Raw genomic sequence first — 11,598 nt, 5'->3', positions numbered from 1 at the left:
TTTTTTTATGAGCAGATCACTTAGTGACGTGCGGCTTTAGATTCATCAGTCGCTTTTACAATTGGGGTTTTTACCAATGCTTTCGGCATAGAGGTAAGTGCCAATGGTAAAATCTCATCGATTGATTTCACGGCTTTGATTTCCAGACCTTCTTTCACATTTTCAGGAATTTCAGCCAAGTCACGTACGTTGTCTTGCGGAATGAATACCAGCTTGATCCCACCACGGTGAGCAGCAAGCAGTTTTTCCTTCAGACCACCGATACGCATCGCACGACCACGTAAGCTGGTTTCACCGGTCATCGCGATATCAGGACGAATCGTAATACCTGTGAATGCAGACACGAGAGCAGTGGTTAGTGCCAGACCAGCAGATGGACCGTCTTTCGGTGTCGCACCTTCAGGTAAATGTACGTGTACATCGGTTTCTTCAAAGCGGGAAGCTTCGATACCCAATTCAGCTGCACGCGTACGTACTACGGTCATCGCGGCGGTAATCGATTCTTTCATCACATCACCGAGAGAACCGGTAGTAATGAATTTACCTTTACCCGGAACCGCTGCTACTTCAATTGTCAGTAACTCACCACCAACCGAAGTCCAAGCCAGACCATTTACGCGACCCACTTCTGGTTCTTCTTCAGCCATGCCGAAATCGAATTTGTGAGGACCCAGGTACTCTGGCAAGTTGTTCGAATTCACTTCAAGCTGAAGATTTTTCGCTTTCTTGCTCACCGCTTCTTTAACTACCTTACGGGCAATTTTAGAAACTTCACGTTCCAGGCTACGCACACCAGCTTCGCGGGTATAACGCTGTACGATGTCGCGAATCGCCTCTTCATGAATGGTCAATTCTTTGCTGCGTAAACCATTGTTCTTGATTGCTTTCGGAACAAGATAGCGTTCAGCAATATTGACTTTTTCATCTTCGGTATAACCCGGTAGACGAATCACTTCCATACGGTCAAGCAAAGCTTCCGGAATATTCATGCTGTTCGCAGTACAGATGAACATCACTTCAGACAGATCCAGATCCAGATCCAGGTAATGATCGTTGAACTTACTGTTTTGTGATGGATCTAGTACTTCAAGCAGTGCAGAAGCAGGGTCACCACGGTAGTCCTGAGCCATCTTGTCGATTTCATCAAGCAAGAACAGTGGGTTTTTTACACCAACTTTGGTTAAAGACTGCACAATTTTACCTGGCATCGCACCGATATAAGTACGACGGTGACCACGGATCTCAGCTTCATCACGTACACCACCTAGGGCCATACGCACGAATTCACGACCAGTTGCTTTGGCAACAGATTCACCCAGAGAGGTTTTACCTACACCCGGAGGACCTACTAGACATAGAATCGGGCCACGCAGTTTTTTCACACGTGACTGAACTGCCAGATATTCCACAATACGATCTTTGACATCATCCAGACCATAATGATCAGCATCCAGAATTTCCTGAGCCTTGTTCAGGTTAATGCTGACTTTGCTCGCTTTGTTCCAAGGTGTATCTAGGATCACTTCAAGATAGTTGCGAACAACCGCAGCTTCACTTGATGCAGGTTGCATGGCTTTCAGCTTGCGGAACTCAGCTTCCGCTTTTTTACGTACGTGCTCAGGCAGGTCTGCTTCAGCCAGACGTTTTTCAATCTCAGCGACATCATCTTCTGCACCACCATTCAGGTCAGAAAGTTCGCGTTGAATCACCTTCATTTTTTCATTCAGGAAATATTCACGCTGATTCTTTTCCATTTGGCGTTTGACTGAATCATGCAGGGTTTGCTCAATCTGCTGTTCTTCAGACTGTTGCAGTAAATAAGTCATTAGTTCAGCCAGATGCGCTTCAAACTCATCGTGCTCAAGGAATTTTTGCTTGATTTCGATGTTCAGCGGCACTCGAGTTGCCACGAAGAACAATAACTGAAGCAAGTCTTCAATTTTATTGCAGCTGCAATCAGTTCACGTGCATTACGTAACTTCGCTTCTGCATACTGGGCAAATAACGCACGCAGTTCCTCTACACGGGTATCCTGAGTGTCATTGTCCATCTTGACAGTGATCGGACTAAGCTCATGTTCAGCAGTCAGATAATCAGTGTCATCAATGATTTTAGTTAATTTGGCACGATAAAGGCCTTCGATGAGTACCTTGATACAGTTTTCATCATTTTCATGATTCACAACCTGCACAATCTTCGCGACAGTACCGTATTGATATAAGTTGTCGTGATCAATTTCTTCTGTAAGCGAATCTTTTTGCGCAACCACAAATACCAGATTGTCACTGTTACGAGCCACATCAACTGCATTGATCGATTTTTCACGACCGACAAATAGCGCGATTTGCATGTGTGGATATACCACTACATCACGTAACGCTAAAAGTGGTAATACACTTGGAACCTGAGGCTCAAAGCTTTCTTCATTCATAATAATTTCAGACATGGGCACTCCTAATGAGTGACAACGATGTTGCCATGTATTTTATAGTGATGGGTATTTTTAAAATTACAAGGGTCGTTCAGATGAAATTGTATAATTATTGACTAATTATTTGATTTAAAAGTAACTTAGTCAATGAATTGATTTACAAACGCTTAAAATGTAGCAAGCGTGTAGGAGTTAAAAGTGCATCTACAGGCTGATCCCATTTTTCCCGGGGTAATGATGTTTCTACAAGCTGTAAATCATGTGCCAAACCAAGACGATAGGGTTTCTTATACGCTGTCGCCAAGGTACGGTCATAATACCCACCACCCATTCCGATCCGGGTACCTCGATAGTCACAGATCAATAACGGCATAATTAATAAATCAAGTTTTGATACATGCAAACCACGACTTTGCATAGGTTCACGCATGCCTAAACGATGATGGAAAAAACGCTTGTTTCGGTATAGGTGTTTGTTAATCCGTACCCATTCTAATCGCTGATTCATGTTACAGATCACTGGCAAATAGACTTTTTTACCGATAGAGAAACAATATTCAATAATTTGCTGAGTACGAATTTCACCAAAAGCATCTAAGTAAAGACCAACATGCTGTGAGTGAATAAATTGAGGATTTGATCTAAGCAGATTTAGCACCTGCTGGGCGGATTTTTTTTGTTCAAATCGGGAAATACGACGACGGGCTTGGCGGATTTTTTTTCGAAGTTCCTGAACGGTCGTATACATAAATTATCTGAACTTTAGATGGTGCTGAGCATAAGTCTAAGGCAGGAAAAGAAAAAAGTAAAAAAGAAGACCTAAAGAAAATAAATTTTGAGTAAAAGCAGGTGATGACTAAAAATTTTCACAGCTATTCGGGTATTGAAAAATATTTTATTAATATACATAGAATTAATTTATTTATCGGAAACTTCCCCAACAATCCAAATACCTTTGTATATTGGAACAGCTTGAAGTTTTGCCTGGTTGAAGAGCTAAAACTCAACTTAAGAATAATATAAAAACAATTCAGGATTGAATGATATGAATAAGAAAATCAAGCCATTGACACGGTTTACACAACTATTTTTTGGTCTCGGTAGCATGCTGGTAGGATTAAGCTATGCTGCAGTGCCTAACTTGCCCGCACCACCGAGTACACAACAGGTTTTTTTTGTCGGTAATAACTGGGATGGTACAGTCACGGTGATCCGTCCATCAGGTGATTTTGGTAAAGTCGGGGTGATTAATATGATTCCGGATCGCAAAGAGCGCTTACTTGAGATCCATCTTAATCCAATCAAATTGATTGCTTATACCTATATCCAGGCGACGGCAGGGGAAGGTAATGATCAGCTGGTGGATGATATGTATTCCACACCAGACGGTCAGTCTGTTGTGGCTTCACGTCCAAGTTTCGCCGATGTGGTATCAATTAATATTAAAACTGGCAAAATTAACTGGCGTACACCAGTCGAAGGCTTCCGGGCAGACCATATGGCAGTTTCACCGGATGGACAGCACGTGGCTGTTTCTGCATCTTCGGGCAATGTGGTACATGTCCTGGATATCAATACGGGCAAAGAATTAGGACGCTTCGCGACAGGGGATAAACCCCATGAAAATATCTACTTTAATGGTGGAAATAAAATCCTGAATTCTGCAATCGGTAATGTCGAAACATCCATGGATGCCCAATGGCAGGACTTTACTAAGGGTAAACGTTTTATCACTATTGCCGATGCAAATACTTTTAAGGTTTTAAAGAAAATTGATTTCCGGCCAGCTTTAGATAAATTTGGGCGTAAAGATTTGTCCAATTCAGTTCGTCCAATGGTTTTGAGTAAGGATGAAAGCAAAATCTATGCGCAGGTCTCTTTTTTTAATGGTCTGATTGAATATGACCTAAATCAGGACAAAATTACCCGTATCGGTCAGCTGCCAGGCAGCAGTACTATTCCAAGTGATCGTACCAAATGGGTCAATGATTCCCGCCACCACGGACTTTCAATTAGTGGCGATGGTGAAAAACTCTGTGTTGCAGGGATGATGGATAACTACGCCACCATTGTGAATCGTAAAACCTTAACAGCCGGTCCTTTAATTCCAGCCGGTAAACCATATTGGGCTACCCTAAGCCCAGATGGCAAAAACTGTGTCATTTCTGAAAGTGAAACAGATGTAGTGACAGTGATTGATTTTGCTACAGGCAATAAAGTGATGAGCGTGCCTGTAGGCAATCATCCGCAACGGGTTCGTATTGGTTATGCACCTAAAGACTGGTCTACCCTATAAAAATAAAAGTGTTAAAACAGTAGAGAATCTCTCTGCTGTTTTAATATGAATTTTTAGGATAAACGCGAAATGCTGAATAACAATAAAAATATGATCATCGGTATTGCAATGATCTTCTTCAGTGGTTTAGCACTGATGCTTCTTTTAATGAAAGATGAAGACAGTATTGCAAAAGCAGAACACTCGAGTTTGGATGAACAGCCTGTCTTGATCCAGCAAGAGTCACAGCTACCTGATCCAACTCCTATGCTTGAAAATGAGCAGAAAATTGCACAACAGAATCAGCAAATCATACAGAAGCGTGATGATCTCTATATGCAATTGGCAGACATTTCAAATCATCTCAGCCAAGGCAGAAAACCAGATCTAAGAGAAGTAAGTAGAATTCTGGAAATGCAGCGACAGCTGGTAAAGGTAAAAGTGATTTCTGTACAAGAGGCAACCGCGACCATTCAATTTTTACAAAAAGTGTTACCTGAAATGGAGAGTGAATTGGCTCGTGAAATTAAGCTGATTGAATAAAAGATGGTATTAAATAAGATTAAATTTTGAAAATTAAAATGTTTTTAGAATGCTGCCAAGAATTGAGCTGCTCATATTCTTATTCTTAGAAAATAAAACACTCCGAAGATGCCGCTGCATGTGTCGTTACCCTGAACCCGATGAGTTCAAGGTGGACGCGACGTATACTTGCTGGGTTTCCCACTCGAAGGTGGGCATACACTCTAAATATACAGAACGCAATCCATAAGTTTAAGTATCGGCAGGGGAATAGACCCGCTGGCGAACATCCCAGAGTTAGACTTAGTATAAACGATAAAGTTTATGTGGCAACTCTATGCTGTGTTGGAACTGTAAACTTGACCATTGATCGAATGAAGTTTAAACAAAAAGTCTGCTTATTCAGTCAGTTCTTCAACTTCTTCTAAAATAGTTTGTAACAAACGTTCGCAGTGGGCATATTGTTGCAGTGATTTATTCATGCTCAATACTTCCTGCATCAGTTCTAGCGCTACCATAATCACCAGTTTGCTTGGTTCCATACGAGGCGCTTTGCGGCGAAATTCATCGTATTTGTCATTCAATAGTTGCGCTGCACGTTCAAGTTCTTCGCGTTGATCTGCTGTGGAGGCCAGACGGAAACTGTGGCCAATTACTCTTAAATCAATAGCAATCTGTTCGCTCATGTTGACGCTTCCTCAGTCGTTTCAGTCGGATGGGCCAATTGCTGAATTTCCTGTGCATGATGATCTTGAGCTGTGCCCAGAATTGCCAGACGCTGGATAATCGCTTCAACCTTGGCTTTAGCATGTTCATTCTTCTGGGTCAGACGCTCAGTTTCCTGATGCAGGCGCTGAATTTCCTGACGCGCCTGTTGCTGTTCATTCAGCAGCTTTTCTTTCAAAGCACGCAGTTCATTACGCTCAGCCAGAATTTCCTGAAAACGGTTTTTCAGATCGGTGCAGCTTTTTTCCAGACGGCCATACCGGTCTGCAAGTGCAGTTGCATCATTATTAAGCTGTTGATATTGCGAGCGAGATTCAGCTAACTGTTCAGTTAAACTGTCATTTTCTTGTTGTTTTTGGCTAATAATGCTGTTTTTTTGAATGATTTCGGCTTGATGCTGACTCAGGGAGGAATCCTGTTCTTCACGCAGGCTGGAGTTTTCGCTCTCCAGATGTGCAAGGCGCGTTTTTAAAACGCCAATATGCACTTGTAGACGCTGTAATTCTTCTAACATATCGAGGTCGCACAGTATTGCAAACAAAGGTAATATATAAGCAGTATAGAGATTGGATAAACGAATGCAAGACGATATTTCAGGTTGGTCAGATTGGCACCGCAATTTTTCTTCAATTGAGGAAATTTCCAGCCCAAGCGAACTTCATGGTTTGCTTACCGGTATTGTTTGTGTGACCCAGGCGCCGAGTAGCGAAGAATGGTTACAGATTCTGGAAACTTTAGATGTCCCTGAGCTTGATGCTGAAGCATTGGAATTACTAACAGGTGAAGCAGAAGACGTATTCCACTCACTTTCTGAAGATGAGCTGGATTATCTTCCATTACTTCCAGATGACGAGCATAGCCTGGCAGAACGTGTGCAGGCATTGGCAGACTGGTGTGCCGGTGTAGTGCTTGGTTTTGGTCTGGCAACAGGCCATATTCGTGATGATGAAATGGAACTGATTGAACATTTACAAGATGTTGCAGCAGTTGAATTTGAAGATTCTGACGACGATGCTGAAGGTGAGGAAAGCTATCTGGAGTTGTACGAATTTGTACGTCTGATTCCAGTGAGTTTATCTGTGGGTCGTAAAAAAGTTGAAGTGGAGGAAACGCCACTGTTGAAACGTTTTACAGCTAAAGTAAAAACTAAGTCTACGGACCCAGCTCAGGCACAATCTGTAGTTGAGATTTTCTCACCACATCGCCCAAGCTGAACTATAGCTATTTAGCTTTAGAAAAACCGAAATAAGTCCAGTCATTCTCTGGCTTATTCCGGTATCAAATCATATTCAAAAACAGCATTGATATAAGAAGTAAGGACCAATGAAGAAACTGACACAAGCAGAATTTCAGGAACGTCGTGATATCCTCGCTGGGGAAATGGGACTACGCAGTATTGCCATTATCGCCACCAGCCCAGTGGCCCTGCGTAACCGTGATGCTGACTATAAATATCGTGCCGATAGCAGTTTCTTTTATTTGACGGGCTTTGCTGAACCAGAAGCTGTGGCTGTGATCGAAACCTTTGACAGCGAAGAAGAAGGTTATACCTACAGTCTATTCTGTCGTGAACGTGACCGTGAGATGGAAATCTGGAATGGTTATCGTGCCGGAGTGGATGGTGCTGTCGATGACTATGAGGCAGATGAAGCTTATGCGATTGATTTACTTGATGAAGAAATTCTGGAAAAATTGCAAAACAAGGACAAATTATTCTACCGGGTCGGCCATAGTGCAGAGTTTGATGCGCGTGTCGCGAAATGGATTGCACAAGCCAGTGGTGAAAGCCGTCGAGGAAAATCTGCACCTGCTCAAATCGTTCAGTTAGACCGTATTGTTGATGAAATGCGTCTGCATAAAGATGCCAATGAAATTGAACTGATGCAGATCGCATCAGATATTTCTGCGGAAGCACATACCAGAGCGATGCAGACTGTACGTCCGGGTATGATGGAATATGCACTGGAAGCAGAGCTGAACTATGTATTTGGCAAAAATGGCTGTGTACCTTCTTATAACAGTATTGTCGGTGGCGGTGAAAATGCCTGCATCCTGCACTATGTGGAAAATGACAAAGAACTGAAAGACGGTGATCTGGTGCTGATTGATGCAGCCTGCGAATATCAGTTCTATGCATCCGACATTACCCGTACTTTCCCGGTAAATGGTAAATTCAGTCCTGAACAAAAAGCACTTTATAACATCGTGCTTGATGCACAGATTGCTGCGATCAATGCAGTTCAGATCGGCAACTCCCATAAAGAACCACACAATGTGGCAGTGCGAATTCTGGTTCAAGGTTTGCTGGACTTGGGGATTATGCAGGGCAAGATTGAGGAAATTATCGAAACCGAAAGTTTCCGCCAGTTCTATATGCATGGTACTGGACACTGGTTGGGCATGGACGTGCATGATGTCGGGGCTTATAAGACAAATGGTGAATGGCGTCCTTATGAAGAAGGTATGGTCGTGACTGTAGAACCGGGCCTGTATATTGCACCTGATGATGAAACGGTTGATCCAAAATGGCGTGGCATCGGAATTCGTATTGAGGACGATGTGGTTGCGACTCAAAATGGCCCATTAGTATTAACTGCCAAAGTGGTGAAAACTGTGGAAGATATTGAAGCCTTAATGGCAAAAGCTTATGCTGCTTAAAAATACGATAGCTTGAAAAAAGCTGGTCATTTGACCAGCTTTTTTATTTTTTAAAATAAAATGAATCTAATCAAATAAATAATGAATTAATCTTTCACTGAATGATTTTATTAGAAATAATCTGGATATTTTTTGATTCAATTCTTATATAATTCTTTTTTTAATCTCCCTAACCAGTATTTACAAATACTCATCATTCTGAGTGTTCTCCATGCACAGTATAAAATTTCATAATTTTGAAGAAGCGGGCAAGCAGGTACTTCAATATCTTCATCAGCATTTGGGTTTTGGCTTATGGATGATCACTCGTGTAGAAAATGATGATTGGATTATTCTCCAGGCAGAAAATCAAAAATATGATATTAAGCCAGGCGAAGTATTCGGTTGGGCGGATTCATTTTGCTATCACATGGTACAGGGAAAAACTCCTAAAATAGCGCCATGTTCCAACGAAATCGAACTATATTCAAAAGCACCGATAAATAACAAACTGTCGATCAAATCTTATATTGGTGAGCCACTATTTAATGAAGATGGATCAATTTTTGGAACAATTTGCGCTATTGATGATAAGCCCCATTCTGAAGATATTTTAAAAGATGCGGCACTCATTTCGCTTTTAGGCAGTTTATTGAGCTCAATTTTACAAAGTGAATTGCGGGAAAATAAACAGAGACGTTTACGTGAACGTTATGAGGTAGAAGCGCTCACCGATAGTTTAACCGGACTGTATAATCGCCGCGCCTGGGATCAGCTGTTAGAAGCTGAGGAGGGACGCTGTCAACGTTATGGCTTACCAGCTGCAATATTTAGCATCGACCTGAATGATTTAAAGCAGGTGAATGACCAGTTTGGACACGAAGCAGGAGACCAGTTAATTCAGCGTACTTCAGATGTACTGGTAGAACATATGCGTGTTAATGATGTGATTGCACGTATGGGTGGGGATGAATTTACGATTTTATGTCCTGAGACCAAAGCTGAAGACGCAGTGATTTTATATCATCGTTTAAGTGAAATATTTGCAGCTGCCAATATTCATGTGGCAATCGGCTATGCAGTCCGTCAGCTGACTAAAGATCTACATCAGGTCTTAATAGAGGCAGATAAGAATATGTATGAACATAAGAAAAAAGCGAAACTGGAAGCAGATGATTTTATAAGCTAAAAATCGTTAAGATCAAATCATCCAGGTTTGATGGTCTGCATGAAACGTTCCTTAAGGTGTATTTATTGAGAGAGAGTATCAAAGTATCCTTTTGCGCAGATAAAAAGCACAAGAATTGCCTTTCATCTATTTTTATCAATTATTGGATTTAGATATTCAATATCTGATTACTGCATAGGGAAATATTTTGAGCGGAAAATCAAAACCTAAACTAATGAAATTTATTGCTCATACTTTTAAACAAGCAATTTTTCCAGTCGTGGTAGGATGTTAAATCAGAATGTAGAAGAAATGATTTATATTCTTTAGTTGTTTTTAAATCAAGTAAAAATATTAAAATCAATAAATTAAATATTATTAATAAAATATTAAAAGCTTAAGTCTGATTTGGTTTACGTAAAATATGAACAATTCAAAGAAAACCAACTCAATTAAAATTTAATGCTTATAACATGACATTTATTCAACATAGATCAACACAGAATAGGGACTTTTAGCATCAAGACTACATATTCATTTTACTATAGCTTGCATAATTTTGGATGAGAATTAGTCAAACATTAGCTTGGAGAAAAATTATGAGAAGACTTGGAACTTTAGACTGGATCGCCTATGCATTAGCCATTATTGGTGGCCTGAATTGGGGCTTAGTTGGTGCATTCGACTTTAACTTGGTCGCAGCAATCTTTGGTGAGCAGAGCGCTCTTTCTCGAATTATTTATGTCCTGGTTGGTCTATCAGCGATTTACCTGATCTATACCGCAACTAAGTTAGGCCGTCATGATGTCCATCATGAAGCTCATACACGAACAATGCATTAATAAGTCAGTATAAACTCACTTATTATTAGGTTAAAGAAAATAAGTAGTTAGAGTGAGTTGACTGCTAAATAAAAACGGAGCTTATGCTCCGTTTTTATTTTAAAAATAATAACCAGATGTATATTTATTGCTGATAATCTATTATTTAATTTTATAATATTTATATTGTGGATTTTGTCTTTATATAGAGATTTCAGAGATTTGTTTTAAGAAATTAAATTAAAAAGATTTTAGTCAATAATTTTTTACCTAATTTAATATCCATTTTATATATTTAGCTCATAAAGCTAATGAAATATTACACTGTTATTAATTTAATTCATTTATTTTATTAAGGCTTATCTAAATAACAAACCTGAGGGATGCCTAGATGAAAAAGATGACTATGAAGAACATGATCAAATGTGCTGCAGTAAGTGGAGTATTAGGTTTTGCTGCATCTCAAACTATGGCTATGGATCAGCAGTCTGCCAGCGAGAGTAAGAATCAGTCTAAAGCAATGCAGAATGCTCATCAGAATTTGACAGAGAGTCAAGTGATTAAAGTGGTAAGCACAGCCAATAATGGTGAGATTAAACAGGCAAGAACTGTTTTACCGAAGCTGAAAACAGAAGAAGCCCGTAAGTATGCTCAGATGATGATTAATGAACATTCAGCAAATGAGAAGAAAGGCCAGACACTGGCAAGCAGTTTGAAGTTAACCCCACAAGTGAGTGGTATTAGCACCTCTTTGCAAAAAGACAGTGATAATGTAGTCAGAAAACTGAGCAACTCATCCACACCAGATAAAGACTATATGAGCAGCCAGGTTGACGTACATCGTAAAGTACTGAATACGATTGAAAAACAATTAATCCCGAATGCTAAAAATGCTGAACTCAAAAATATGTTGACACAAACACGTACCGCAGTTGCCAAGCACTTAAAAATGGCTGAAGATATTGTTGCCAAAATGAAGTAATCTGACTTAACAAACTTTATAAAAAAGCCTGACATT

10 protein-coding genes, 1 other RNA gene and 1 pseudogene are annotated in these 11,598 nt (G+C 40.4%); 7 read left to right on the top strand and 5 right to left on the bottom strand.

The features are described from left to right. Nucleotides 1–20: 20 nt before the first annotated feature. A pseudogene (lon, locus tag HADU_RS10445) lies at nucleotides 21–2,446 on the bottom strand (endopeptidase La). Between the two features lie 142 nt (nucleotides 2,447–2,588). Continuing rightward, nucleotides 2,589–3,179: a 5-formyltetrahydrofolate cyclo-ligase gene (locus HADU_RS10440; protein ID WP_004810740.1), complete on the bottom strand. Its 591-nt coding sequence runs from the start codon at nucleotides 3,177–3,179 to the stop codon at nucleotides 2,589–2,591. 357 nt (nucleotides 3,180–3,536) lie between these two features. Here HADU_RS10440 and HADU_RS10435 point away from each other — a divergent pair, with 357 nt between their 5' ends. Beyond that, on the top strand, nucleotides 3,537–4,727 hold the full coding sequence (locus tag HADU_RS10435; RefSeq protein ID WP_227499355.1) for a YncE family protein: 1,191 nt from the start codon (nucleotides 3,537–3,539) through the stop codon (nucleotides 4,725–4,727). A 69-nt stretch (nucleotides 4,728–4,796) separates the two neighbouring features. Next, on the top strand, nucleotides 4,797–5,249 hold the full coding sequence (locus HADU_RS10430) for a hypothetical protein (RefSeq protein WP_008305999.1): 453 nt from the start codon (nucleotides 4,797–4,799) through the stop codon (nucleotides 5,247–5,249). Between the two features lie 95 nt (nucleotides 5,250–5,344). On the opposite strand, the gene ssrS is transcribed toward HADU_RS10430, so the two are convergent. The 3 genes from ssrS to HADU_RS10420 form a co-directional block, all read right to left on the bottom strand. Then, nucleotides 5,345–5,529, bottom strand: a non-coding RNA gene (ssrS, locus tag HADU_RS15350) — 6S RNA. Nucleotides 5,530–5,626: 97 nt separating this feature from the next. Next, a complete protein-coding gene (locus HADU_RS10425; protein WP_004810731.1) occupies nucleotides 5,627–5,914 on the bottom strand; it encodes a cell division protein ZapA in 288 nt (95 codons plus the stop codon). Continuing rightward, complete coding sequence (locus tag HADU_RS10420) at nucleotides 5,911–6,468, bottom strand: hypothetical protein (RefSeq protein ID WP_008305996.1); 558 nt, start codon at nucleotides 6,466–6,468, stop codon at nucleotides 5,911–5,913. Before HADU_RS10420 ends, HADU_RS10425 begins: the two co-directional genes overlap by 4 nt. A gap of 64 nt (nucleotides 6,469–6,532) precedes the next feature. Between HADU_RS10420 and HADU_RS10415 the strand changes: the two genes are divergently transcribed. The 5 genes from HADU_RS10415 (at nucleotide 6,533) to HADU_RS10395 (ending at nucleotide 11,562) form a co-directional block, all read left to right on the top strand. Then, entirely contained in the window at nucleotides 6,533–7,168 is a 636-nt protein-coding gene (locus tag HADU_RS10415; protein ID WP_008305994.1) for a UPF0149 family protein, read from the top strand. A 109-nt stretch (nucleotides 7,169–7,277) separates the two neighbouring features. Further along, a complete protein-coding gene (gene pepP / locus HADU_RS10410; protein ID WP_008305993.1) occupies nucleotides 7,278–8,612 on the top strand; it encodes a Xaa-Pro aminopeptidase in 1,335 nt (444 codons plus the stop codon). Between the two features lie 211 nt (nucleotides 8,613–8,823). Next, nucleotides 8,824–9,780 (top strand): sensor domain-containing diguanylate cyclase, encoded by a 957-nt coding sequence (locus HADU_RS10405; protein WP_008305990.1) that lies wholly within the window; start codon nucleotides 8,824–8,826, stop codon nucleotides 9,778–9,780. Between the two features lie 578 nt (nucleotides 9,781–10,358). Then, nucleotides 10,359–10,601, top strand: coding sequence for a DUF378 domain-containing protein (locus HADU_RS10400; protein ID WP_004810720.1), 243 nt, complete (start codon nucleotides 10,359–10,361; stop codon nucleotides 10,599–10,601). A 370-nt stretch (nucleotides 10,602–10,971) separates the two neighbouring features. After that, entirely contained in the window at nucleotides 10,972–11,562 is a 591-nt protein-coding gene (locus HADU_RS10395) for a DUF4142 domain-containing protein (protein WP_008305987.1), read from the top strand. Nucleotides 11,563–11,598 lie beyond the last annotated feature (36 nt).

Origin of the sequence: Acinetobacter sp. HA (assembly GCF_000264725.1) — a bacterium.
Classification (GTDB): domain Bacteria; phylum Pseudomonadota; class Gammaproteobacteria; order Pseudomonadales; family Moraxellaceae; genus Acinetobacter; species Acinetobacter schindleri.
Note: the sequence above shows the minus strand (reverse complement) of the source record. Positions and strands in the feature narration are given on the sequence as shown.

Coding starts and splice junctions, on each gene's coding strand:
- HADU_RS10395 (WP_008305987.1), top strand. CDS start 10,972: ATGAAAAAGATGACTATGAAGAACATGATCAAATGTGCTGCAGTAAGT.
- HADU_RS10430 (WP_008305999.1), top strand. CDS start 4,797: ATGCTGAATAACAATAAAAATATGATCATCGGTATTGCAATGATCTTC.
- HADU_RS10440 (WP_004810740.1), bottom strand. CDS start 3,179: ATGTATACGACCGTTCAGGAACTTCGAAAAAAAATCCGCCAAGCCCGT.
- HADU_RS10420 (WP_008305996.1), bottom strand. CDS start 6,468: ATGTTAGAAGAATTACAGCGTCTACAAGTGCATATTGGCGTTTTAAAA.
- HADU_RS10400 (WP_004810720.1), top strand. CDS start 10,359: ATGAGAAGACTTGGAACTTTAGACTGGATCGCCTATGCATTAGCCATT.
- HADU_RS10425 (WP_004810731.1), bottom strand. CDS start 5,914: ATGAGCGAACAGATTGCTATTGATTTAAGAGTAATTGGCCACAGTTTC.
- pepP (WP_008305993.1), top strand. CDS start 7,278: ATGAAGAAACTGACACAAGCAGAATTTCAGGAACGTCGTGATATCCTC.
- HADU_RS10415 (WP_008305994.1), top strand. CDS start 6,533: ATGCAAGACGATATTTCAGGTTGGTCAGATTGGCACCGCAATTTTTCT.
- HADU_RS10405 (WP_008305990.1), top strand. CDS start 8,824: ATGCACAGTATAAAATTTCATAATTTTGAAGAAGCGGGCAAGCAGGTA.
- HADU_RS10435 (WP_227499355.1), top strand. CDS start 3,537: ATGCTGGTAGGATTAAGCTATGCTGCAGTGCCTAACTTGCCCGCACCA.